Source organism: Gemmatimonadaceae bacterium, assembly GCA_040882285.1.
Classification (GTDB): Bacteria; Gemmatimonadota; Gemmatimonadetes; order Gemmatimonadales; family Gemmatimonadaceae; genus JACDCY01.
Map to the genome: position 1 here is coordinate 1 of JBBEBQ010000027.1, position 23,628 is coordinate 23,628.

A 23,628-nucleotide genomic window follows, 5' to 3' on the forward strand; every position below is an offset into this window, starting at 1 on the left:
AGCAATCCAAAGAATCGGATCGCTGCAAAACGAACTTCAGTTACAGTCCACTAGTAACGACTGGTTGGTTGCTGGCTAACCTGATCATGGAAATATCCCGTTTATCGCTGACTGAAAGATGTTGCCTTTCACTAGTCACTAGTCACTAGTCACTAGTCACCAACTTGAACCCCCACCGCCGCCGCCGAACCCTCCGCCCCCGCCAAAGCCGCCGAAGCCGCCACCGCCGCCGAAGCCGCCGCCGAAACCCCCGCCGCTCCCCCAGCGGCCGCGGCCGGTGGGCAGAAAGATCGGCACCGGCAGGAAAGTCCGGCCTCTGCGTCCGCCGCGGCCGCCGCGGCCGCCTCTGGCCATGCGGCTGATCAGCATGATCAGCACCAGCATGAAGATGATCTGGCCCATGGGAAACGGCTCGTCCCGCGGCGCGCGCCTGGCGACGACGGCGGAAGACGCGAGCGCCGTGTCCACCGTAAACCCGAACTCGGCGGCGAAGCGCTCGGCCACGGCGAACGTGACCAGCTCGATGCCGCCGCCGTAATCCCTCGCGGCGAAGAGCGGCGTCGCACTCCGGCAGATCTCACCGGCCGTCGCATCGGTGATGAAACCCTCCGCGCCGGTGCCGGTCTCGATCCGGCACCGGCCGCGTCCGTCGGCGCTCGCCTCCTTCGGCACGATGAGGATCACGACTCCCGCGTTCCGCGTCGGATCACCCGGGTCGCCGATCCTGCCCACGCGCCACTCGCGACCGATCCGCAGCGCGATCTCGGTGACGTCGCGGTCGCCGATGTTCGGCAGCGTGACCACCGCGATCTCTCCGCGCGATTTGGTCCGCACGTCTTCCGCGATCCGCGCGATTCTCTGCTCCTGCGGCGCGGGAATGACGTTGGCGAAATCGTTGACGAGCCCCGTCGGCGCCGGGATCTGAACGGCTTGGAGCAGGGCGAAGGCGAAGGAGAGCAGAAGCAAAGGGAGCTGTTGGCTGTTGGCTGTTGGCTATTGGGTGCTGGTCATGCGGAAGTTAGGCAAATGCATGGGCAAGGAAGAACAGCTTTCGTGCGTGAGCGTATCGCCGGGCGCCACGCGGCTCCGAACTGCGCGACAGGCGGAATCCAGGCCGTGAGCGCTGAGCGATCAGCAATCAGCCGTCAGCAACTGCGATTGGGACGTGCAAGGGATTCTGCCGGCGAACGCAACGGTACGTCCAAATGTCAGTTGCCTGAAAGCTCATTGCTAACAGCTCAGAGCTAACGGCCTGGATTCCGGTTGCCCTCACTCGGACTCTCAATCACGATGCCCACTTGCCCGGCGCGGGGCTCTCCCCAACGTTTACCCGGGTGAAGACACGACTCGAACTTTCCCTGACGCTGGGTGCCGCTTTTCTCCTCGCCGCCTGCAGCCGCCCTCCCGAGCCGCCGCGCAATAGCGCCGTCGCGCCGAGCATCGTCTCACGCGACGACACGCTCCGGATGCTCGCGGATCGCAGCCGGATCGAGGGCGATTCGGCGGCGCCGCTGTGGGTCATCGACATCAGCGATTTCCAGTGCCCCTACTGCGCGGAATGGCAGCGCAACACTCACGAGGCTCTCCGCGCCGAGTACGTTCGCACCGGCAAGGTGAAGCTCGCGTTCGTGAACTTCCCGCTGGAGCAGCACCGGCACGCAATGTCCGCCTCGCGCGCGGCAATGTGCGCCGGAGCGCAGGGGCGGTTCTGGCCGGTGCACGACGCGATCTTCGAGACGCAGGAGCGCTGGGCGGCGGCTCCCGACGCGGCCCCCCTTTTCGAATCGATCGCCCGCACCGCGGGAGTGCGGATCGAGGAATGGCGCGGCTGCTTCACGTCGGACGTGATGGATCCGCTCATCGAAGCCGATCGCGACCGCGCGCTGGGCGCGGGCGTGAATTCGACGCCGACCTTCATCATCGACCGGCAGATCATGCGCGGCGCCGCGCCCATCGAGGAATTCCGTCGCCTCATCGACTCGGCCCTGGCCCCTCAGCCGTAACGCGATGAACCGCGCGGCGCGGCTGCTCTACGGTGCCGTGGGACAGCTGAGCCGCGTCGCTCCACTCCTCGCTCCGCCGGGAAAGTCCCGGACTCTCACCGCCCTGCGCGCGCGCCGGAGGCTCACGGAAAGGTACGTCGCCTGGGCGCGGGACTCCCGCGACCGGTCCCGTCCGCTGGTGTGGGTGCACGCCGCGTCGGTCGGCGAAGGGCTGCAGGCCAAGCCGGTTCTGTCGCTGCTGCGCGCGAGACGGCCCGACGCGCAGATCGCGTACACGTACTTCTCCCCGAGCGGCAGGCAGCTCGCGGGTACGATCGACGCGGACTTCGCCGATTATCTACCGTTCGACAACGCCGCCGACATGGACGCCGCGCTCGACGCGCTCCGGCCGACGCTGCTGGTGTTCAGCAAGCTCGACGTGTGGCCTGTCCTGGTGGAGCGCGCCAGGCTGAGAGGAGTCGCGCTGGCGCTCATCAGTGGAACTCTTTCTCCCCACTCGCGGCGCCTCTCGGGCATCGGCGGAGCGCTCGCGCGGGACGCTTATCTCGCGCTCGACGCCATCGGAGCCGCCTCGGCGGACGACGCCGAGCGGTTCGCCGCCGCGGGGATCCCGCGCGCGCGAATCGAAGTCACGGGCGACACGAGCTACGACCAGGTGATCGCGCGCGCCGCGGCCGCGCGGGGATCGCGCGTCGTCGAGGGGCTCGCGTCAACCCGGTTCACGCTCGTCGCGGGATCCACCTGGCCGGCGGACAACCGCGTGCTCTTCCCCGCATGGGAGCGAATCAGGCAGCGCGACTCGAAGGCGCGGCTCATCATCGCGCCGCACGATCTGTCGGACCGGCAGCTCGGCGCCATCGAGGCGTGGGCCCGGCCGTCCTACAAGCTCGCGCGGCTCAGCGAGGCCGGCGCCACCAGCGCGGAGGTGATCATCGTGGACCGATACGGAGTGCTGGGCGACATCTACGCCGTCGCCGACGTCGCGTACGTCGGAGGCGGGCTGCACCGCGCCGGCCTCCACTCCGTGATCGAGCCTGCGGCGTTCGGCGTTCCGGTGATCTACGGCGCGACGCACGCGCGCCGGCGCGACGCGGACCTCCTGCTCGCGGCGGGCGGCGCCGCGGCCATCGACGGCGCGGCTTCGCTGGAGCGCGCGGTCACCGCGTGGCTGCCGGAAGCAAAAAGAAAAACCGCGGGCGCCGGGGCGCTCGCGGTCGTCAGAGGTGAAGCCGGCGCTTCGGAGCGGACCTACGCGCTCCTGACCGCCCTCATGGCCGCGCCGCCCTTGCCGGGTTGAGTCGCCCCGGATCCCGGCGGCATGCCCGGCACGGGTTGATGCTCCACCGTATGGCGCGGAGCGCCCGCGGGGTGCAGAAAGAATCCCTGCACCAGATGCACGCCGAGTGATTTCAGGATCGCCAGCTCCGCCGCCGTCTCCACGCCCTCAGCTATGACCTGCGCGCCCTGATCGTTCGCGAACCTGATCATCGTCTCGACCAGGTTCTGCTTGATGAAGTTCTCGTCGATGCCGTTGATCAGCGAGATGTCGAGCTTGATGAAGTCGGGCTCGAGGTTGGCGATGGACCCCAGTCCGGCGTAGCCGCTGCCGGCGTCGTCCACCGCGAAGCGGAAGCCCGCATCGCGGAAGGCCTGCAGCCGGTTGCGAAACTTGGGATAGTCCTTGATCGCGGTGCGCTCGGTGATCTCGATCACGACGCGCTTGGGATCGGGTGCGTTCAGCTGCTCCGGGGTGAACGTCGGATCGGCGAAGTCTCCGGGATCCACGTTGAGGAAGAGCAGCTCGCCCTGGTCGAAGCGGTGGTGCATCCCTTCGATCGCGCGCGCGCGGCAGATGCGGCTCAGCTCCCAGAGCAGATCGCCCCGCGCGGCGACCTCGAACATCACCTCGGGGCTGCGCATGCTGCGCATCACCCCGCGGGCGAGCGCCTCGTAGCCGAATATCTCGCCGGTTTCGGCCACCACGATGGGGTGATAGTCCACGTACACGCCCCGCGTCCGGATGCTCTCACGGAGATCCTCCAGCTTCTTGACCGTTTCCCGCGCTTCGACGCTGTGCGAGGAGAGCACCGCCTGGCGCACGCCGCGGTATATCTGCCGCTCCAGGCGGAACTTGGGATTGACCATGACGTGCGCGCGGCCCGCGTATATGTCGAAGAGTGACGCGATCTCCTCGCCGTGGACCGCTTCTATTCTCTCGGAGACGTGCTTCTGCAGCCCGCTGATGATCTCCGTCATCTGTTCGTCGCTCGCCGCCTCGAAGCCGGGCTCGGGGATGTGGAAGAACACGAAGTCGTCGTCGTTGGTGAACCTGACCATGACGCGGGAAGAGCGGAGTGGGCTGTCGTGCAGGTACGCCCGCATCGCGGCCGCCGTGGTCGCGAGGACCGCGTCGAGCTTCTCCCAGCCGTAGATCTCCTCGATCTTGGAGTAACGGGTGAAGTTGAAGTACAGGATCAACAGCTCGCCGCGCTCGACGATCGCGCGCCGCATGCTCTCGACGGCCGCCTGGAGAGTGGGGAGGCCGGTTACGCCGTCGTAGAGTAGGTGCTCGGTCTCCATTTACCGGCCCGGCGACAGCATCCGCGCATTGCGCTCCACCGTGTTCGCGAGCTTGGAGAGCTCGAAAGGTTTCTCGACGAAATCGTCGGCGCCCGTCTGAATGGCCTGCCGCTTGTTGGTCCAGTCGTGCAGCGCCGTGACCATGATCACGCGCACCGGGTGCGCGGCGTCGTTATTCTGCTTCATCTCCCGGCAGACCTCCCACCCGTCGCGCCCGGGCATCATCACGTCGAGCAGGACGATGGACGGGTGCTCACGCTCGAAGATCTCGAGCGCTTCTTCCCCGCCATAGGCGACGCTTATGGGGTAACCGCGTGCCTTCAGGTAGTCGCGAATGATGTTCGCGTTGTCGTGATTGTCGTCCACGACAAGAACGTGGGGAAACTGCGTATTGGTCATTGGATGGGTGCACCCCTGCACAGGGGGCGGGGCAAGATGCAAGCCATGGGGGCCGTCATTGGCCAGCAGCTAGCAGCTAGCAGCTAGCAGCTAGTAGCTAACGGCTAACAGCCAACAGCCAACAGCTAATTGCCGCCACCTTGGCCTGGCCGGTCCTCTTGCCGGCACAAAGTCCGGACTGCAACGTAGTAAAGCCTTATACATTTGTATTTAGCCTTCTCCGGAGTCCTCCCAAATGCACCGGTTTTTCCCGTCGTTCCGGCGGGCGATCCTTGGACCGCTCGCGCTCTCCCTCATCGCCGTTTTCCCGCTGGAGTCGCTGGCGCAAGCGCGGCCTGCTGCCGCCCGGGCGCAGGCGCAGCCGGCGAGCGCGACCCTCGTCACGACGGTCGAAGGGATCTCCGAGTATTCGCTGCCAAACGGGCTCCGGATCCTGCTCGTTCCCGACCAGTCCAAACCGACGGTGACGGTCAACATCACCTACCTCGTCGGCTCGCGGCACGAAGGCTACGGCGAGTCCGGCATGGCGCACCTGCTCGAGCACCTCGTGTTCAAGGGGACGTCGCGGCACCCGAACATTCCGCAGGAGCTGACCGAGCACGGCTCGCGGCCCAACGGGACGACCTGGTACGACCGCACCAACTACTTCGAGACGGTCCCCGCGACCGACGTGAACCTGGATTGGGCGCTGGATCTCGAAGCCGACCGGATGGTCAACAGCTTCATCGCCAAGAAGGACCTGGAGAGCGAGTTCACCGTCGTGCGGAACGAGTTCGAGGGCGGCGAGAACAGCCCGTTCAACGCCACGCTCCAGCGCACGATGTCCACCGCCTTCGTCTGGCATGGCTACGGCCGCTCCACGATCGGCAACAGGGCCGACATCGAGAACGTGCCGATAGAGCGGCTGCAGGCCTTCTACAGGAAGTACTACCAGCCCGACAACGCGATTCTGGTGGTGGCCGGGAAGTTCGAGCCGGACAAGACGCTGCGTCTGATCGAGCAGAAGTTCGGCGTTATCCGCAGGCCGGTGCGGTCGCTCGAGAACGCGAATCTGCTTTACCCGACGTACACCGCGGAGCCGGTGCAGGATGGCGAGCGTGAGGCGGTGGTGCGCCGCGTAGGCGACTTGCAGCTGCTGCTCGCCGCGTACCACGTTCCCGCAGGATCGCATCCCGATTTCGCCGCGGTGGAGGTCCTCAGCTCGGTGCTCGGCGACAACCCGTCCGGCCGGCTGTACAAGGCGTTGGTGGACACGAAGCTCGCGGCCAACGCGGGCGCGTTCGCGTTTCAGCTGAAGGAGCCGGGGCTGCTGTTCAACTTCGCCCAGCTCCGCACGGACCAGGGAATCGATACCGCGCGAAGGGTTCTTACCTCGACGCTCGACAACCTTCGCTCGGCGGAGTTCACGGCCGCGGAAGTTGACCGCGCCAAGACCGATCTGCTCCGGAACGTCGAGCTGCTGTTGAACAACTCCGAGCGCGTCGGATTCGAGCTGACCGAATGGGCGGCGATGGGCGATTGGCGGTTGATGTTCCTGCACCGCGATCGCGTGGAGAAGGTCACGCCGGCCGACGTGCAGCGCGTGGCCGCGGCTTACCTGAAGCCCGCGAACCGGACGATCGGGATGTTCCAGCCGACGCCGAGCCCCGACCGCGCGGAGATCCCGCCCGTGCCGGACGTAGCCGCGCTGGTTGCGAACTACACGGGCCGGGCCGCGGTAGCGGAGGGAGAAATGTTCGATCCGTCGCCGAGCAACATCGACGCGCGGGTCACGCGCGTCGACCTGTCCAATGGCGCCGTGGTGACGCTGCTCCCGAAGGACACGCGCGGCGATCGTGTAGTCGCGACGATGTACCTGCGCCAGGGAACCGAGCAGTCGCTGATGAACAAGTCCACGATCTCGTCGCTCATGGTGGCGATGCTCTCCCGCGGCACGACCAGCCTGACGCGCGAGCAGGTGCAGGACTCGCTCAGCAAGCTGAAGGCGAACGTCAGCATCATCGGCGGCGGGAACAACGTCATCACGCGCATCGAGACGACGCGGCCGAATCTGCTCCCGACGCTCGATCTCGTGGCGCAGCAGCTTCGCTCGCCGCGGTTCGACGCGGACGAGTTCGCCAAGCTCAAGCAGGAGAGGCTGGCGAGCGTCGAGGCCGGGAAGTCCGAGCCGCAGGTGCTCGCATCGATCGCGCTCCAGCGGGCCCTCTACCCGGTAGCAACGGGCCATCTGCTGTATGCGGCTTCACCGGATGAAAACGTGGCGTACATCAACGCCGTCACGCTCGACGACGTTCGCCGCTTCCACGCGGAGTATCTGGGCGCAAGTCACGCTGATCTGGCGGTCGTCGGTGATTTCGACGCCGACGAGACGCGCGCCGCTCTGACCCGCCTGTTCGGCGACTGGAACAGCCCGCAGCCGTTCAGCAGGCTCGTGCGCGTGTACGCGCCGACGGACTCGGCGATGACGAGCATTCTCACCCCCGACAAGGCGCAGGCGATCTACCTGTCGGCGCAGACGATCAAGCTCAGCGACGCGCACGCGGATTATCCGGCGATGCTGCTGGCGAACTACATGCTCGGCGGCGGGTTCCTGAACTCGCGGCTCGCCACGCGGCTGCGGCAGCGGGACGGACTCAGCTACGGCGTCGGCTCGGGCTTTTCCGCGCAGTCGCTGGACGAGTACGCGATCTTCCAGGGCTTCGCCATCTACGCGCCGCAGAACGCGGACCGGGTAGTGACGGCGTTCCGGGAGGAGCTGGACCGCGCGGTGCGGGAAGGATTCACCCCAGCGGAAGTGGACGCGGCCAAGACCGGCTACGTCCAGTCGCGGTCGCAGGCCCGGGCCAACGACTCCGAGCTGATGGGAATTCTCGTGGACCGCAGGTTCACGGGACGGACGATGGCCTACGACGCCAAGCTCGACGCCGATCTCGCGGCGCTGACCGCGGAGCAGGTGAACGCGGTGCTGCGGAAGTACCTCGATCCGGGCAAAATGATCGTGGTTCGCGCTGGAGACTGGAACAAGGCCGCGACGCCGTAGCCGGGGATTGCGGATGGAGGACCCTTGCGGCCTCAGGACTCACGGCCACTGAGGATCGGCGATTAAGTGAGGACCGAGGATGCGCGGAACACAGGGGACAGCGTGTCCAGGGCCCGTCTCCTCAATCCTCACTTAATCGCCGATCCTCAGTGGACGCGGCCAAGGCGGGCTACGTGCAGTCGCGGTCGCAGGCCCGGGCCCGCGATGCGGAGCTGGTCGGCATTCTCGTGGACCGCAGGTTCACGGGCAGGACTATGGCCTATGACGCCAAGCTCGACGCCGATCTCGCGGCGCTGACTGCGGAGCAGGTGAACGCAGCGATTCGGAAGTACCTCGACCCGAGCCGCATGATCGTGGTTCGCGCTGGAGACTGGAACAAGCCAGCCGCGCCGTGATGTTGCGATAATCCCGCTCGGGAATAATGAAGCAGGGGTGGATTGCTGGGGCTACGCTTCGCTAAGACGCCCCTGCAAACCATCCCTGCTTCGTTTTTCTCGCCGGCATCCGTTCGATTTCCAGGCGGCTGCTTTCTTACGCATCCGCGCTCGCTTCGCGCGTCAAGGGCAGGCGCTTCCACGCGCGGCCTCGGTTCGCGCGCGTCCAGACAACCTCGGGGTCAAAGAAGTAGAACGCTAGTGACTCCCCAAGTCGGCAGTGAAAAGCTTTGCTCGACCATCCGGCTCTGCGTGTCAACTACGATCACAGACCCGCGCTGAACTCCGAAGAGCGGGCCACGAGGCCCGGTGCCTGTCCCGATGTACACACGCGAGCCACCGCTGCTCACGGCGATGCTGTTGAGTTGAGGAGAAATGCCGTTTCTGGACGCACTATTGAGGTCAATAGCACGGGCTTCAGTCAAACCAGCATCAGCCACGTACATGAATCCAGATCCGGGATAGTCACGTGTGTAGGTACCGTCGATCACGTACACCCAAGCCCCATCTGGAGAGAGCGCCAAGGGTCCATACACGCCGATCCTCAAAGTTCCTACGTACGCGCGGGTGGTAAGGTCGAACTTGTGAAGCTTGCCGTTATACGTTGTGAAGTAAGCGTACTTACCCGCACGATCCACAATCATTTCGGCCACACCACCGGCCGCGGAATCGCTCGCCGAAAGGAACTTGATGGAATCCTGAATCGCCAACGGTTTACCGCTCAGCAAATACAGCTGACCCCGCCGACGCTCGGCGTCGTCGCCGTACGTCACCGGCAGCGTAGTGCCGAGAGCCAGCACACCGCCATCAGGAAGAACCGATCCGGGGTGAATCGTGAACATCATTCGCGCGCGTAGGCGCGATACGAACCCGGTCGCGGTTCGTGAATTCACGTCGATAACTGCGACCCCCAAGACGCCGCCATAGTAGGAGTCCGCAGCTAAGAGCGTTGTTTCGTCTGGGGTGAGGGCGATCGAGGACGCCGCAGAAATGTTCTGCCCGCCCCACCGCGGGTCCTGACTCCCAAAAAGCTTGTCTATCCAGGCAACCTCACGACTGCTTAGATCGAAGCTGACAAGTTTTCCGGCCCACGAGTAATACAAGGTCGGCGAACGGGAGGCCAACGCCCGCGCATCTTCACCTAAAGCGCCGCTCGTCGGTTGTTCAACCACGGCGCCGGACCTCAGATCCATAATCGTGAGGAGGCCGTCGCTATTAATCGTGGTTAGTAGCGCAAATGCCGGCTCCAGCGAGGGATCTGTCGGACCAAGACAACCCACGACCGCTGCCGCAGCCATCGCTGCGGCCGATCTCATCAACCTCCGTACCGCTACGCGCACCATCCTGGGTCCTCAAGGACTTATTAAATTGTTCACCTGCTTGGTCTCCTGCCCGATTTCGATCCCTGAGACGGCAGTCACGCGAAGGTCAATGGTCCAGCCACTGTTGCTGTCGATGTACTCGCCATAGCTGCTCCCGGAGCCAACCCAGGAGTAAGGGCTCCCGTCGACACTCCTTTCCCAAGTGTACGTGTAGCTACCGTTTCCGCCAGTCGCCGAAGCCGACCAACTATACCAGCCCTCCGTTTTTATCGTGGTTGGGCCCGTGATTGTCACCACAACATTTGTCACACTCGCGAGGGCGTCCAACTTTCCCGCGCCATACTGCGAAGCTTGGCCCCAGTAAACGGCGCCCTGGTAAACCCTGTTTTTTTACTGCAGTAGATGTCAGATCGGGGTCTCGGGAAATCACGAGCGCGGCCACGGCAGCCACTTGTGGTGCGGCGGCAGACGTACCTGAGAAACTTGTCGAGTAAATGTTGTCGCCGTTGGGTCCGTCGTTGCAGCCCGTCCCGTCAGTCAAGTCTGTGGTCGTGACGTCGCCAATGCACCGGCCTGTGAAGTGCCCACTTGGCGCCACGATGTCCAGCTCTGAACCCTCGGGGCTGTAGTCGGTCAGATATCCATTTCGGTTGATCGCTCCTACGGCGATCACTTCAGGTAGTGTCGCTGGATACTCGACAGGACCCACGTAGCCTGCGCTTCGCTGCGAGGAGTTTCCGGCTGCAAAAACGACTACCGTGCCCCGACCACCACGACCTTGGGAGTTCGCCGCGACGATAGCGTTCGTGATTGCATTGCTTGGAGCCCCACCGCCCCAGCTGTTGTTGATTACGTGAGCAGTGTTCCACTGCCACGTGAAATTTATTGCGTCAGCAATTCCCTGATCACTAGCAACTTGTTCCCCGCGAAAAATCCGGGCCGTCACCATATACACACCTGGTGCTATGCCAGCGACGCCACCATTGTTGTGGTGGGCGACAATGAGTCCCGCGACAAGTGTCTCGTGGTTGTCGCCACGGTACGGCTTAGTCTCATTGTCTGGGCAAGGCTGGTCACATGGCGCCGCATCGTAACCGCCCATGACTCGGCCGTCGAAATCCGGGTGCGCTGCATCGACTCCGTCTCCAATCACGCCGACCCGCAACCCTCCGCTGGTAGGCGACCACTCGCCGATTGTTAGATCCCAAGCGCTCTCGACGTTGTCATCAACGGTTACGCCGTTCCTGATGACGGTATTTTTGAGGTGCCATTGCCACGAGTAGTAGGGATCAGTCGGAACGTAGTGTGGTTTCCTGTTGCTGATTTTGTCCGGATCCGCCCAGGCAACCAATGGGTGCCGGTCAAGCAGAGCCGCGACTCGTAGCGACGACACCGAGTCTCTCGGGTACTCGAGAACGTGGTAAGTGAATCCGGAGTCGGGCCTGGGTGGTCTGACGAGCCGCATGCCGAACACAGCGATAAGGCTGTCGGCCCGGACGTCCGGAACGCCTTGCCTGAACTTCACCACCACGCGATTCAAAGGAATCACGTCATCCCCGCCATGACGGGTCTTGTAAACGTTGCTGACAAACCGATATCTCCGATCGCCCTTCAGCAATGTGCTGCCTGCCACCGCTTGCTCAGCGGTCGTTGCGGCTGACAGGCGAAAGAGCCAATGGTCAGGGGCTTGGAGAAGTCGTTCGGATTCCCCGCTAGTTATCCCGATAGCCCGCAGCGCATCTGCAACCGGATACGGCGCAGGTGAGACAACGACAAGCCGGGTCGGGTCAAGGTCGAGATAAACCTTTTCGCCCTGATGGTAGTAGTACTCGCCCGCAGTATCCGCAGCGAGGTTCATGCTTCCTTTCTGCGGTGGGCTTACTGGGTTAGTCGGAGAATCGTGACACGCGATCGTAACTGCTAGAATTGAGAGAGCGAAACGAAAAGCGCTGCGCGTGCGCGCTGCATTGGGAGCCATAAGTGTCTCCCGTTGCATGCGACTGACCGGCCGGTTCGACATGAGAAGTCTCGCCAAGATGTGGGAGAAGTTCACTCCGCAAGAATCGTGCAGATTGTCTCTTCTGGGTCCCCCTGTTTGTGGTCAACTCAGGCCACGCCCGGGTACGATTCCCGCAGTACGCACGGAGTCCAGATGCCCGCGCCAGTGCTGCCACGGCTCCGCGCGCAGTTCTCCGACGCACCGGGGCCAAGATGTCTGGGGCGCTCACGGTTCACCACGCCGAGCGGCCATAGCGTGGTTTTGCGGCGAGATCCTATCCACATGCGAAGATGCGAAGCCTGAGCGGCTTGCAATCGCACATCCGAGCCACGAGTCTAGCGCTACTCTACGGGCGAAAGGACCTCGCAGGTCACCGGGATCACATCACCTATCCCCAGCACGAGATCAAACAGCGCGGGCCCTCTCCGTGACCACGCGAACGTTGTTGTCCTCGACCTGAAGAAAGCCGCCGTCGACAGTGAACCGCTTGCCGCCCGCACTCGCGCCTTCGAGGCGCAGCTCGCCGTTGCCGAGTAGAGTCACCATCGGTGCGTGGCCCGTGAGAATGCCGAGCGAGCCGTCGAAGGCGGGGGCGATGACCGAAGTCGCCTCGCCCTCGAAGAGCAATGCTTCTGGAGAGATGAGCGAGACTTTTAACATTGCTATTGGCTATTGGCTATTGGCTATTGGCTATATTGGCTATTGGCTATTGGCTATTGGCTTGAGGCGGAAACGCCGGGAAAGACGGGGTTGTTGCTAAGAGCTAAGAGCCAATAGCTAATAGCCAACAGCCTCGTTCCTACGCCTTGGCCATCTGGTTCGCCTTCTCGATCACGTCCTCGATCCCGCCGGCCATGAAGAAGGCCTGCTCGGGATACTGATCGAACTCGCCGGCGACGAGCCGCTCGAACGAGGAGATCGTCTCCTCCAGCTTCACGTAGCGGCCCGTAATGCCGGTGAACTGCTCGGCGACCGCGAACGGCTGCGACATGAAGCGCTGCAGGCGGCGCGCGCGGCCGACGATCTTCTTGTCGTCCTCCGACAGCTCGTCCATCCCGAGAATCGCGATGATGTCCTGCAGCTCCTTATAGCGCTGCAGAATGCGCTGCACTTCCGTCGCGACCTTGTAGTGCCGGTCGCCGATGTACTGCGCGTCCAGAATTCGCGAGGAGGACGCCAGCGGGTCGACGGCGGGGTAGATGCCGAGCTCGGTGATCGCGCGCGACAGAACCACGGTCGCGTCCAGATGCGCGAACGCCGTGGCCGGCGCGGGATCGGTGATGTCGTCGGCCGGAACGTAGATGGCCTGTACCGACGTGATCGAGCCCGACTTGGTCGAAGTGATGCGCTCCTGGAGGTCGCCCATCTCGCTGGCGAGCGTCGGCTGGTAGCCGACGGCGCTCGGCATCCGGCCAAGCAGCGCGGACACTTCCGAGCCGGCCTGCGTGAAGCGGAAGATGTTGTCGATGAACACGAGCACGTCGGCGTTCTCGACGTCGCGGAAATACTCGGCGACGGTGAGACCAGACAGCCCGACGCGGAGCCGCGCGCCCGGCGGCTCGTTCATCTGCCCGTAGATCAGCGCGGTCGAGGCAAGCACGCCCGACTCCTGCATCTCCAGGTACAGGTCGTTGCCCTCGCGCGTACGCTCGCCCACGCCGCAGAACACGGACTTGCCGCCGTGTCCCTTCTGCACGTTGGCGATCAGCTCCATGATGATGACGGTCTTGCCGACGCCGGCGCCGCCGAACAATCCGATCTTTCCGCCTTTCACGAACGGCGCAATCAGGTCGATGACCTTGATGCCCGTCTCGAATATCTCGGTCTTCGGCTCGAGCGCGGAGAACTTCGGGGCCGCGCGGTGAATCGGCCAGCGCTCCACGTCGGCCGGAATCGGCGGGCCGTTGTCCACCGGGTTGCCGAGCACGTTGAGGATGCGGCCGAGCGCCGCGGAGCCGACCGGGATCGTGATCGCCTGACCCGTGTCCACGACCTCCATTCCGCGGACGACGGAGTCGGTCGACGACATCGCCACGGCGCGGACCTGGTTGCGGCCGATGTGCTGCTGCACCTCGGAGGTGACGTCGATCACCTGGCCGTAGTCGGTCGTGGCCTGGATCCGCAGAGCGTTGTACAGCTCCGGCAGATTCTCGGGCTCGAACTCCACGTCCAGGACCGGACCGATGACCTGGACGACGCGTCCGACGTTCTTCTCTGTCTTCACGGCAGTAGCCATTTCTTATCCCTGTAAACCGGCGGCACCGCCGACGATCTCGGCGATTTCCTGGGTGATCTGCGCCTGACGGGCGCGGTTGAATGTCCTGCGAAGTCCGTTGATCATCTCGCTCGCGTTCTCGGTTGCGTTCTTCATCGCCGTCCGGCGCGCGCCCTGCTCGCCGGCGTTCGATTCCGCCAGCGCGCGGTACACCGTGTTGCGCACGTACAGCGGGAGCAGCTCGCCGAGGATCGCGTCCGCGGAGGGATACAGCAGGTAGTCGCGCTGCAGTCCCTGCTTCCCCTCCTCACGCGCCGGCGGCTGCACCGGCAGCACCTGCTCCGACACTGGCGGCGTGGACAGGGCCGAGTTGAACTTGGCGTACACGACGTACACGGCGTCGAGCCGGCCGGCCGCAAAATCGTCCATCAGCACGTCGGACAGCGACGCGGCATCGGCCGAAGTTGGCTTGTCGGTGATGTCGGTGCGGCTCGTCTTCACCTCGCGCCCGATGTACTTGAAATAGCCGACTCCCTTGCGGCCGACGATGTGCAGCTCCGTCTCGGTGCCCGCGGCTTCGAGGCGAGCGATGAGGTTGCGCGCTTCCTTGATCAGGTTGGCGTTGAAGCCGCCCGCCAGTCCGCGGTTGGACGTGATGAGCAGGATCGCCGCGCGTCGCACGCTCTCCGGTTGCCGCAGCAGCGGAAACCCGTCGGCCACGTCCGGCGAGTACACGCTCGAGATGACCTCGCGCAGCACCAGCGCGTACGGCCGCGCGGCGTGCACGCGGTCCTGCGCGCGCTTCATCTTGGAAGTGGCGACCATCTCCATCGTGCGCGTGATCTTGCGCGTGTTCTCGACGGACTTGATGCGGCCCTTGAGCTCGCGGCCTTTAGCCATTGAACGGCAGCCGTTGGCTGTTGGCTGTTAGCTGTTGGCCAAAAGCCAAGAGCCAATAGCCAATAGCGCAGTTCGAGTTACACAGCGGCATTCGCCGGCGTCCGCGAAGAATTGAACGCCTCGATCGCGGCTTTGAGCGCGGCCTCGGTGTCCTTCGACATGACCTTCTCGTTCCGGATCTTGTCGAGGACGTCGCCGTGCTGGCTGGCCATCACCTCGAGGAAGTCGCGCTCCCACGCGCGCACCTCGGAGACCTCGATCTGATCCAGGTAGCCGTTCGTCACCGCGTAGATGATCACGACCTGCTGCTCGACCGGCATCGGCTGGTACTGCGGCTGCTTGAGGATCTCGACCGTGCGCGCGCCGCGCTCGAGCTGCCGCTTGGTCGCGGCGTCGAGATCGGAGGCGAACGAGGAGAACGCTTCCAGCTCGCGGTACTGCGCGAGGTCCAGGCGGAGCCGGCCGGCGACGGACTTCATCGCCTTGATCTGCGCCGCGCCGCCGACGCGCGACACCGAGATGCCGACGTTGACCGCGGGGCGAACGCCGGCGAAGAAGAGATCCGACTCGAGAAAGATCTGCCCGTCGGTGATCGAGATCACGTTGGTCGGGATGTACGCGGACACGTCACCGGCCTGCGTCTCGATGATCGGCAGCGCGGTGAGCGATCCACCCGGCTTCAGGATGTTCTTGTCGACGACGCCCGGATCCTCGCGCAGCTTCGCCGCGCGCTCGAGCAGCCGCGAGTGCAGATAGAACACGTCGCCGGGGTACGCTTCGCGCCCCGGCGGGCGGCGCAGAACCAGCGAGATCTGCCGGTACGCGGCGGCCTGCTTGGACAGATCGTCGTACACGCACAGCGTCGGCTTCCCTTCGTTGTACATGAAGTATTCGGCCATCGCGCAGCCGGAGTAGGGAGCGATGTATTGCATCGGCGCCGGGTCGGACGCGCCGGCCACGACGACGATCGTGAACTCCATCGCGCCCGCCTGCCGCAGCTTTTCGACGACCGCCGCGACGGTCGACTTCTTCTGGCCGATCGCGACGTACACGCAGATGACGCCGGTGCCCTTCTGATTGATGATGGTGTCCACCGCGATCGCCGTCTTGCCCGTGCCGCGGTCGCCGATGATCAGCTCGCGCTGGCCGCGGCCGATCGGGATCATGGAGTCGATCGCCTTGAGTCCCGTCTGGATCGGCTCGCGGACCGGCTGCCGCACGATGATGCCCGGCGCCTCCGACTCGACCTTGCGCGTGTGCGTCGTGCCGATGGGACCGCGATCGTCCACGGGATTCCCGAGCGCGTCCACGACGCGGCCGATCATCTCGGGTCCGACCGGCACCTCGAGCACACGGCCGGTGCGGCGGACTTCGTCGCCTTCCTTGAGCTGGAGGTAGTCGCCGAGAATGACCGCGCCGATGTTGTCCTCTTCGAGGTTCAGCGCCAGTCCGACGATCTTCGCTCCGGTCTCCGACGAGGTCGCCTCGAGCATCTCGCCGGCCATCGCTTTAGCGAGGCCATAGATGCGGGCGATGCCGTCCCGGACCTCGAGGACGGTGCCGACTTCCTCTACGTCGAGCTCGTGGAGGTCGGCGGCCTCGATCTCACGGAGGAGGATGTCCTTGATCTCCCCGGGGCGAAGTGTCGTTTCAGCGGGCATGACGGTTGTGTTCTGAGTGGTAAGAGCCGGGCCATTTTTGGGCTGCCGGCGGGGCCCTGGAGGGCTTGTGAAAAATATCACAAGCCCAGGGGCGATTCAAGCTAACTGGAAGGACGCGTTTTTCAGTTATCCAAAAGACCATTAGGCTTGCCGAGTCGGCATCTCTTTGCCCCGGCTAGCGTAGTGCGTTTCCCGTTTTTCCGTCGTTTCGTTTTCCCGTTTACATGTCCTGACTACGGCCTGACGCTCCACGCAACGACGGGCCACGCATTACGCTAGCCGCGGCAAGAGAGACAGCAGGCACGGGTGGAGCAAACCCGAGACCTTCAGTACGCCCGGATGAGCTCGATCCCTGTGTAATAGTGCTGCAAAATCTCCGGGTACTGCTTTCCGGCCCGCGCCATCAGCACGGCTCCCACCTGCGCCATTCCGGTCCCGTGGCCGAACCCTCCGCCGTACACGCGAAACGATCCCGGCACTGCCGCTCCGTTCTGCTCCACCGGCTCGATGAAGAACAGCGTGCTCGGCAGATTGCTCAGCCCTCCCGTCGCGTTCACGTATTTCAGCGCTGCGCGGATCGTCCCCATTGAAGCCGGGAACGACCCGGAATCGGTCACGATCTCCAGGAAGATGATCCGGCCCGATGGACCGCGCTGAATGACCTTGAGCTCCCGCACGAGCCCCACGTTGCGCTGCGCGAACGTCGAGACGATCGAGCTCAGCTCGGTTGGCGACCACTCTACGACCCAGCGGTGGTACCGCGGACGGTCGGGATCGAAGGGCGCCGCCGGCTTTCTGAAATCGGTGCTGTACGGCGCCGACTTGAACGCCTCGAGGCTCGCGACGAACGTCGGTCCGGCGGTCGGCGGCATGTCGGGCACGCCCCGCATGTACGGGATCGGATTCTCCGCGAACGACTCTTCGTTGTTCGCGGTGTGCCCGCCGGACGTGGACGAGTAGCGCGCGAGGATGAGCTGGCCGCCGTGGCGCATGACGATTCCGCGCGTCGCGTCGACGGCGGCGGTGGACACGGGATGCTCCGCGGAGCGTCCGCCGTACACCTGATCGTCCACGGTGGCGCGCAGGTCGTAGCCGTCCGCCGCCCGGCGGCCGAAATACGCCACGGTGTAGGTGCGCGCGGCGATCGCCTGAACCTTCTGCGCTTCGATCTCGGGAAAAACGTTCGGGCCGAGCTCGCGCGGGACGACGCCGTACAGGTACTGCTCGACCGGCACTTCGTTGACCCCCGCCAGCGTCCCCGCGGAGTTGACGCCGACTTCCGCGCTCCCGCGGTACTGCTGACCGTTGATCGTCACGCCGGCCGCGGAAGTCACGCGCACGGGATTGGCGGATTCCGCCGTGGCGTTGCCGAGCCTGACCAGATATCCCGCTCCCCCTCCGGCGCGCGTCACGGTCGCGGCCGCGTTCGAGCCCGACGCCAGCACGCGGTTGGTGCCGCGCTCCGTTACCGTGAAAGCCCCGGTGCTTCCCACCATGACGCTGTCCGCCGCCTGCACGACTCCGATCCGGACGTCCCGTTCGACCTCCGGCAGGCGCGGAGTGGGCTCCGGCAGCGGCGCGACGGGGCCGCGCGCGGAGCAGGCGAGAGATCCAAGAGCGAGGGAGAGACCGATCCAGCCGGGATAGCGAGCCATCAGGTGCACCTCGTTGTGGCGGCGGGAAACACTCGCCGGCGGTTTTTCGATGCCGCATACGGCACGGTCCGTACCGACCCTGGGGGATGGCGACGGGCGTAAAGGATCTCAAGCTGTGGCAGGAGGCCGTCGCGCTCGGCGGCGAGACGCTGCGCGTCGCCCGGCAGCACGGCCGCAGGGAGTGCTCCTGGTTCGTGGAAGCGCTCGTCCAAAGCGCCACGATGCTCGCCACGGGGATCGCCGACGGGTACGGCCGCGGCGACGCGCTCGATCAGCAGCGCGTGTTCGAGCAGGCGCGCCGCTCGCTCACGACTTTCGAGACTCAGCTCGCCATCGCGCGGCATTCCGCCGCGCTCCCGCAGGACTCGCTGGCCGCGCTCGCGACACGCGCCGCGACCGTGACGCGTCTGCTGGCCGGCTTTCTCACGTTCATCGAGCGGCAGAAGGCCGCCGAGGTTGAGGAGGGCGCCCGCCGGATCTCACCGGCGACTTCGTCCTCGCCCCTGCGAAAAGCGCTCGACGAGATCTACTGTGCGTAAGCGGGACAACGACGCGGGCCGCGAGCCCACGATCCGCTGCGAGGTGCTCGACAGGTGCGACGACGACGCGAAGCCGAGCACCGCGGCGACGTCGCGCACGTCGTAGCCGGGGTTCTTCGCCAGCTCCGCGGCGGCTATCAGCCGCACGAGATCGATCACGCGCTTGAGGTTGGGCGCGCCGGCGCTCGCGAACACCCGGCTCAAATGCTCGCGGCTGAGCCCCATCGCGTCGGCTATTGCTCCGGTGCGCACGGGACGTCCCGCCTGCCCCACGATGATCCGCCAGACGGCGTGCTGGCGCTCGTCGGTGAGTCCAACGGACGGCGGCGGATTCGACAGAGCCCCGGCGAACCGCGCCGTGAACGTCCGGGGATACACGAGCTCGCGTGCCACCGGGTCGTCCACGCCCTCGACCAGCACGTCCGCGAACTCGAGCGCCGCCGCGCGCGCGAGCGCGGGCCCGTCGGCCGATCGCAGCGGCAGCATGCCGAAGAAAGGCGCGCTCGGGTACTCGAGCGAGAGTCCGGCCACCTTCCACGAGTCTTCCGTGCCCGATCCGAGATCCACGAGCGCGGCGTCGACGAGGTTCTGGCGGAAGGCGCTCTCCATCTCGCCCGGCGTGCGCACGACGATCGCGTGCGTGCGCCTTTTCGGAAACGCCGACCGTACCAGCGCGCGGGCCCGGTCGCGCACGGCGTACACGACGATCGTCGGTGCAAGGACCGCGGGAGGAAGCATTAGACGCCGAGCTGCGCCGCGTCGGGAGCCGGCCTGCCCTCGATGAACTGCCGAACGATCGGATCGGTGCTCTGCTGTATCTCCTCGACGGTGCCGACCTGCCGGATCCGTCCCTGGTGCAGCAGCGCGATGCGCGAGCCGACGGCGTAGGCGCTCTTCATGTCGTGCGTGATGACGAGGCTCGTGACGGCCAGCCGCTCGCGCAGCCGGATCATGAGCTGATCGATCACGGACGCCGTCACGGGATCGAGGCCCGTGGTCGGCTCGTCGTACAGCATGTATTTCGGCTTTCGCGCGATGGCGCGCGCGATTCCCACGCGCTTCCGCATCCCCCCGCTCAGCTCGGCGGGGTACCGGTCCTCGATGTCGGGCAGGTCCACGAGCGCGAGCGCCTCGCTCACGCGGCCGCTGACCTCTCCGGGATTGAGGTGCCGGAGCTGCTTCAGCCCCATGGCGACGTTCTGCGCGACGGTCAGCGAGTCGAACAACGCCGCGAACTGGAAGACGTAGCCGATGTGCGCTCGCAGCTCGTACACCTCGTTGCGGGAGAGCTCCGGCACCTCCTGGCCGTCGACGAAGACCGTCCCCTCATCGGGATCGAGCAGGCCGACGATGTGCTTGATGGCGACCGACTTCCCGGTGCCCGACCCACCGATGACCACCATGGTCTCGCCCTCGGAGACGTCGAGCGAGAAGCCGCGCAGGACGTGCTTGGTGCCGAAGGATTTGTGGACGTCGACGAGACGGATCAAGGCGGTGACTTAGAAGCGGTGACTAGTGACTAGTGACTGGTGACTGGTGAACTACAACTACTATCACAAAACTGGCTTCGGGGCGGTAGGGTGGCTACCTCTCGCTGGCGTAAAAAAAGAAGGGGCGAGCATTTCGGCTCGCCCCTTCGATTCCAGCAGTTAGCAGTGACTAGTCACTAGCCACTAGTCACTAGTCACTAGTCACCCGCTCAGGCAGCAAAGCTGCCGAGCGCCCGCCCGACCTCACCCTCGCGCAGCCGCTTCAGCGCGCGATCCCGCAGCTGCCGCACGCGCTCGCGCGTAACGCCCAGCATCGAGCCGATCTCCTCGAGCGTGTGCTCGCGTCCGCCTTCCAGGCCGAAGTAGAGCCGCAGCACCTTCGCGTCCCGCGGGGGGAGCGTGGAGAGCGCCGTCTCGATCTCGTCGTTCAGGAAGCGGCTCATCGCCTCTTCCTCGGTGTCCGGCATCTCGTCGGCGACGAACCGCTCGATGAGCGAGCGATCGCCTTCCGGGTCCATAGGCGCGTCGAGCCGGACGTCGCCCGTGTTGAGCGCGGCGAGCGACTGGACCACGTCCACCGACAGGCCGGTGAGCTGCGCCAGCTCGTTGGGCGTGGGCTCGCGGCGCATCTTCTGCCGGAGGATCTCCGACGCCTTGATGATGCGCGACAGGTCCGCCGTGCGGTTGAGCGGCACGCGCACCGTCCGTCCCTGGCGCGCCAGCGACGACAGGATGGCCTGCCGGATCCACCACACCGCGTACGAGATGAACTTGACGCCCTGGTCGGGATCGAACTTCCGGGCGGCCGTGAGCAGCCCGACGTTCCCTTCACCGATCAGGTCGATGAGCGGAAGGCCGCGATTCTGGTACTTCTTCGCCACGGAGATGACGAAGCGCAGGTTGCGCTTGACCAGCTCCTGGAGGGCGTCCTGATCCCCCGCGCGGATCAGGCGCGCGAGATCGAGCTCCTCCGTCCCCTTGAGAAGGGGATAAGTGCTCACTTCGTATAGATACTGGTCGAGGATGTCCCTGTCCGGCTCGGTGGTCCCGATCCCTGCCGGTGTGGTAGTCCTGCGCCGCCGCTTCACTTCCGCCATTTCGAATATTTCCTCGGATAGACTGCTCGGAGAGGGATTTCCCGCCCCGCGATTGAATCTGCGAAACCCGACGCTCGGCCGTAATACTCCCTCGCGCTGCCGCAACTACTGCACCTGATCAGCGCGCGAAGCAGGACCGCCTCATTTCGGGCATTACCAAACGGCTGCAAAATACCTGCCGGATGGAATCCCGCTAGACCCAATTCGTTGACTTCCTTACTACGTCTGAATATCCTTCAAGGTTCCCAAACGGACGTGTGTTAACGACTTACGGTGGGTGCCGCTGTCGGGGGGCGTAGCTCAGTTGGGAGAGCGCTTGAATGGCATTCAAGAGGTCAGGGGTTCGATTCCCCTCGCCTCCATTTTTTTGGGCAGCGGCCGCTGATATGTTACGAGTTCGTTGGTGCGACGCGGGAATAGCTCAGTTGGTAGAGCACAACCTTGCCAAGGTTGGGGTCGCGGGTTCGAGTCCCGTTTCCCGCTCTGAAGGGCGGTGGCTAGTGACTAGTGACTGGTGATTAGTAACTGCGGAAGGGGAAACGGCCGCCGCGGGCGGCCGTTTCTGTCGATGGATGTAGGGCGGTTAGCTCAGTTGGTTAGAGCGCCACGTTGACATCGTGGAGGTCACAAGTTCGAGTCTTGTACCGCCCATCGAGTGACTAGCCACTAGTCACTAGTCACTAGTCACGGTTTTTCTCAGCGCCCGTAGCTCAATTGGATAGAGCATCTGACTACGGATCAGAAGGTTAGGGGTTCGAGTCCCTTCGGGCGCGTTTGATTCCTCGTTTCCTGCTGCAGCCCGCGCGCATTCTCCCGGTCGTGCCTCTCACCGCGCTCGTCTGGCTTTTCCGGAAATGAGCGTGCGACCGATCGCCCGCTCGCTTGCTCTCGCCGTCAGCTGCCTCCTTCCGGGCGCGTGCGCTTCGGCGACCGCCGGACGCCCCGCGCAGCCCGCGGACGCGGTGGTTCGCTCCACCGTCTCGCTGCTGCCGGACTCGGCGATCGCGGCGATCCTGCGGCAACGAGTCGAATCCGGAAAAACGCCGGGCATCGTCGTCGGAGTTCTGGATGCAGCCGGCACGCGCTTCGTCAGCCACGGCACGGGATTGCCGGGAGCGACCGAGGTCGACAGCGCGACGTTGTTCGAGATCGGCTCGATCACGAAGACCTTCACCAGCGCCATCCTCGCCGACATGGTTGTGCGCGGTGAAGTCGCGCTGGACGACCCCGTCGCGAAGTACCTGCCCGCGGGCACACGCGTGCCCGCGAGCGGCGATCGCCAGATCACTCTGGTCGATCTCGCGACGCACTTCTCCGGACTCCCGCGCCTGCCGAGCAACCTCTCGCCGCGCGACATCGCCAACCCGTACGTCGATTACACGGCCGACAAGCTGTACGCGTTTCTCGCGGCGCACGAGCTCAGGCGGGCGCCCGGCGATCGCTTCGAGTATTCGAATCTCGGCGCGGGCCTGCTGGGCCACGCGCTTACGCTCCGCGCGGGAACGGACTACGAGACGCTGGTGCGGACCCGGGTGCTCGGCCCGCTCGGGATGACGGACACCAGGATCACGCTGACGCCGGCGGACAGCGCGCGGCTCGCCGCCGGACACAACGCGGGCGGGCAAGTGATGCCTGTTTGGGATCTCGCGTCGCTGCAGGGCGCGGGCGCGCTGCGATCGACCGCGGGGGACATGCTCCGATATCTGACGGCCAACATCGCCGCGGACGTGGACTCCGCGTCGAAGCGGCCGCTCGCGGCGGCGCTGCGGCTGGCGCACGAGCCCAGGCGCGAGGTGGGCGCGGGAGCCGACGCCGGACTCGCCTGGATACGGGCCACGATCACGGGCGGGGCGAAGATGTTCTTTCACGACGGTGGCACGGGTGGGCACCGCTCTTACGCCGCGTTCGATCCCGTACGGCGGGTGGCGGTGATCGTGCTGTCCGCTTCGGCGGCCGACGTCACCGATATCGGGCGGCATCTGCTGGACGACGCGTATCCGGTGGTCCGCGAGCGGGTGGCGGTGACGCTCCCCGAGACCTCACTCGAGGGACTGGTGGGCGAATACGCCCTCACGCCCGAGTTCCACATCACCATCACGCGCGAAGGCTCGCAGATGTATCTCCAGGCCACCGGTCAGCCGCGATTCCCGCTGTACGCCGAATCGGAGGACAGCTTCTTTCTGCGAGTGGTGGAGGCGCAGGTCGCCTTCACGCGCGGCCCGGATGGGAGGGCAACGACGCTCACCCTCCATCAGGGCGGCGCCAGCACACCGGCACCGCGGGTGAGATAGACA

The 23,628-nt window shown here is 65.1% G+C and carries 19 protein-coding genes and 4 tRNA genes; 10 read left to right on the forward strand and 13 right to left on the reverse strand.

Annotated features, from left to right (window positions below; translation table 11 throughout):
- Positions 1-156: 156 nt before the first annotated feature.
- Entirely contained in the window at positions 157-966 is an 810-nt protein-coding gene (locus WEA80_13365; protein ID MEX1187569.1) for a TPM domain-containing protein, read from the reverse strand.
- 368 nt (positions 967-1,334) lie between these two features.
- Between WEA80_13365 and WEA80_13370 the strand changes: the two genes are divergently transcribed.
- The gene (locus WEA80_13370) at positions 1,335-2,003 is read left to right on the forward strand and encodes a thioredoxin domain-containing protein (protein MEX1187570.1); all 669 of its coding nucleotides are present in this window, start codon (positions 1,335-1,337) and stop codon (positions 2,001-2,003) included.
- A gap of 4 nt (positions 2,004-2,007) precedes the next feature.
- Positions 2,008-3,300 (forward strand): glycosyltransferase N-terminal domain-containing protein, encoded by a 1,293-nt coding sequence (locus tag WEA80_13375; protein ID MEX1187571.1) that lies wholly within the window; start codon positions 2,008-2,010, stop codon positions 3,298-3,300.
- On the opposite strand, the gene WEA80_13380 is transcribed toward WEA80_13375, so the two are convergent.
- On the reverse strand, positions 3,252-4,583 hold the full coding sequence (locus WEA80_13380) for an EAL domain-containing protein (protein ID MEX1187572.1): 1,332 nt from the start codon (positions 4,581-4,583) through the stop codon (positions 3,252-3,254). The two genes, WEA80_13375 and WEA80_13380, sit on opposite strands and share 49 nt — an antisense overlap.
- Positions 4,584-4,982, reverse strand: a complete 399-nt coding sequence (locus WEA80_13385; protein ID MEX1187573.1) for a response regulator — start codon at positions 4,980-4,982, stop codon at positions 4,584-4,586.
- 235 nt (positions 4,983-5,217) lie between these two features.
- Here WEA80_13385 and WEA80_13390 point away from each other — a divergent pair, with 235 nt between their 5' ends.
- Together WEA80_13390 and WEA80_13395 are read left to right on the forward strand one after the other, a co-directional pair.
- Complete coding sequence (locus WEA80_13390) at positions 5,218-8,022, forward strand: pitrilysin family protein (GenBank protein ID MEX1187574.1); 2,805 nt, start codon at positions 5,218-5,220, stop codon at positions 8,020-8,022.
- Positions 8,023-8,171: 149 nt separating this feature from the next.
- A complete protein-coding gene (locus WEA80_13395) occupies positions 8,172-8,417 on the forward strand; it encodes a hypothetical protein (protein ID MEX1187575.1) in 246 nt (81 codons plus the stop codon).
- 221 nt (positions 8,418-8,638) lie between these two features.
- Here WEA80_13395 and WEA80_13400 read toward each other — a convergent pair whose 3' ends face one another.
- From WEA80_13400 to WEA80_13430, 7 genes are all read right to left on the reverse strand, one after another.
- Positions 8,639-9,754, reverse strand: coding sequence for a hypothetical protein (locus tag WEA80_13400; protein ID MEX1187576.1), 1,116 nt, complete (start codon positions 9,752-9,754; stop codon positions 8,639-8,641).
- A gap of 271 nt (positions 9,755-10,025) precedes the next feature.
- The gene (locus WEA80_13405) at positions 10,026-11,636 is read right to left on the reverse strand and encodes a S8 family serine peptidase (GenBank protein ID MEX1187577.1); all 1,611 of its coding nucleotides are present in this window, start codon (positions 11,634-11,636) and stop codon (positions 10,026-10,028) included.
- Positions 11,637-12,182: 546 nt separating this feature from the next.
- Positions 12,183-12,437 (reverse strand): ATP synthase F1 subunit epsilon, encoded by a 255-nt coding sequence (atpC, locus tag WEA80_13410; protein ID MEX1187578.1) that lies wholly within the window; start codon positions 12,435-12,437, stop codon positions 12,183-12,185.
- Positions 12,438-12,576: 139 nt separating this feature from the next.
- Positions 12,577-14,013 carry a F0F1 ATP synthase subunit beta gene (gene atpD / locus WEA80_13415; protein MEX1187579.1) on the reverse strand — a complete coding sequence of 479 codons (1,437 nt, stop codon included), beginning with the start codon at positions 14,011-14,013 and terminating at the stop codon, positions 12,577-12,579.
- Between the two features lie 3 nt (positions 14,014-14,016).
- Entirely contained in the window at positions 14,017-14,892 is an 876-nt protein-coding gene (locus tag WEA80_13420) for a F0F1 ATP synthase subunit gamma (protein MEX1187580.1), read from the reverse strand.
- 77 nt (positions 14,893-14,969) lie between these two features.
- A complete protein-coding gene (atpA, locus tag WEA80_13425) occupies positions 14,970-16,553 on the reverse strand; it encodes a F0F1 ATP synthase subunit alpha (GenBank protein ID MEX1187581.1) in 1,584 nt (527 codons plus the stop codon).
- A 326-nt stretch (positions 16,554-16,879) separates the two neighbouring features.
- Positions 16,880-18,208 carry a SpoIID/LytB domain-containing protein gene (locus WEA80_13430; protein MEX1187582.1) on the reverse strand — a complete coding sequence of 443 codons (1,329 nt, stop codon included), beginning with the start codon at positions 18,206-18,208 and terminating at the stop codon, positions 16,880-16,882.
- 86 nt (positions 18,209-18,294) lie between these two features.
- Here WEA80_13430 and WEA80_13435 point away from each other — a divergent pair, with 86 nt between their 5' ends.
- Positions 18,295-18,747: a four helix bundle protein gene (locus WEA80_13435; GenBank protein ID MEX1187583.1), complete on the forward strand. Its 453-nt coding sequence runs from the start codon at positions 18,295-18,297 to the stop codon at positions 18,745-18,747.
- On the opposite strand, the gene WEA80_13440 is transcribed toward WEA80_13435, so the two are convergent.
- The 3 genes from WEA80_13440 to WEA80_13450 form a co-directional block, all read right to left on the reverse strand.
- Positions 18,688-19,485, reverse strand: coding sequence for an AraC family transcriptional regulator (locus WEA80_13440; protein MEX1187584.1), 798 nt, complete (start codon positions 19,483-19,485; stop codon positions 18,688-18,690). The genes WEA80_13435 and WEA80_13440 overlap by 60 nt on opposite strands.
- Positions 19,485-20,237, reverse strand: coding sequence for an ABC transporter ATP-binding protein (locus WEA80_13445; GenBank protein ID MEX1187585.1), 753 nt, complete (start codon positions 20,235-20,237; stop codon positions 19,485-19,487). Before WEA80_13445 ends, WEA80_13440 begins: the two co-directional genes overlap by 1 nt.
- Before the next feature lie 209 nt (positions 20,238-20,446).
- The gene (locus WEA80_13450) at positions 20,447-21,334 is read right to left on the reverse strand and encodes an RNA polymerase sigma factor RpoD/SigA (GenBank protein ID MEX1187586.1); all 888 of its coding nucleotides are present in this window, start codon (positions 21,332-21,334) and stop codon (positions 20,447-20,449) included.
- 289 nt (positions 21,335-21,623) lie between these two features.
- Here WEA80_13450 and WEA80_13455 point away from each other — a divergent pair.
- From WEA80_13455 to WEA80_13475, 5 genes are all read left to right on the forward strand, one after another.
- Positions 21,624-21,696: transfer RNA gene (locus WEA80_13455), tRNA-Ala, on the forward strand.
- Between the two features lie 48 nt (positions 21,697-21,744).
- Positions 21,745-21,817: transfer RNA gene (locus tag WEA80_13460), tRNA-Gly, on the forward strand.
- Positions 21,818-21,911: 94 nt separating this feature from the next.
- Positions 21,912-21,985 (forward strand) — tRNA-Val (locus WEA80_13465).
- Between the two features lie 48 nt (positions 21,986-22,033).
- A tRNA-Arg gene (locus tag WEA80_13470) sits at positions 22,034-22,107 on the forward strand.
- 87 nt (positions 22,108-22,194) lie between these two features.
- Complete coding sequence (locus WEA80_13475) at positions 22,195-23,625, forward strand: serine hydrolase (protein ID MEX1187587.1); 1,431 nt, start codon at positions 22,195-22,197, stop codon at positions 23,623-23,625.
- Positions 23,626-23,628: the final 3 nt, after the last annotated feature.

Bases quoted from the DNA above. Each gene is read 5' to 3' on its own strand.
- WEA80_13375 (MEX1187571.1), top strand. From the start codon at position 2,008: ATGAACCGCGCGGCGCGGCTGCTCTACGGTGCCGTGGGACAGCTGAGC.
- WEA80_13380 (MEX1187572.1), bottom strand. From the start codon at position 4,583: ATGGAGACCGAGCACCTACTCTACGACGGCGTAACCGGCCTCCCCACT.
- WEA80_13385 (MEX1187573.1), bottom strand. From the start codon at position 4,982: ATGACCAATACGCAGTTTCCCCACGTTCTTGTCGTGGACGACAATCAC.
- WEA80_13390 (MEX1187574.1), top strand. From the start codon at position 5,218: ATGCACCGGTTTTTCCCGTCGTTCCGGCGGGCGATCCTTGGACCGCTC.
- WEA80_13400 (MEX1187576.1), bottom strand. From the start codon at position 9,754: ATGGCTGCGGCAGCGGTCGTGGGTTGTCTTGGTCCGACAGATCCCTCG.
- WEA80_13405 (MEX1187577.1), bottom strand. From the start codon at position 11,636: ATGAACCTCGCTGCGGATACTGCGGGCGAGTACTACTACCATCAGGGC.
- atpC (MEX1187578.1), bottom strand. From the start codon at position 12,437: ATGTTAAAAGTCTCGCTCATCTCTCCAGAAGCATTGCTCTTCGAGGGC.
- atpD (MEX1187579.1), bottom strand. From the start codon at position 14,013: ATGGCTACTGCCGTGAAGACAGAGAAGAACGTCGGACGCGTCGTCCAG.
- WEA80_13420 (MEX1187580.1), bottom strand. From the start codon at position 14,892: ATGGCTAAAGGCCGCGAGCTCAAGGGCCGCATCAAGTCCGTCGAGAAC.
- atpA (MEX1187581.1), bottom strand. From the start codon at position 16,553: ATGCCCGCTGAAACGACACTTCGCCCCGGGGAGATCAAGGACATCCTC.
- WEA80_13430 (MEX1187582.1), bottom strand. From the start codon at position 18,208: ATGGCTCGCTATCCCGGCTGGATCGGTCTCTCCCTCGCTCTTGGATCT.
- WEA80_13435 (MEX1187583.1), top strand. From the start codon at position 18,295: ATGGCGACGGGCGTAAAGGATCTCAAGCTGTGGCAGGAGGCCGTCGCG.
- WEA80_13440 (MEX1187584.1), bottom strand. From the start codon at position 19,485: ATGCTTCCTCCCGCGGTCCTTGCACCGACGATCGTCGTGTACGCCGTG.
- WEA80_13450 (MEX1187586.1), bottom strand. From the start codon at position 21,334: ATGGCGGAAGTGAAGCGGCGGCGCAGGACTACCACACCGGCAGGGATC.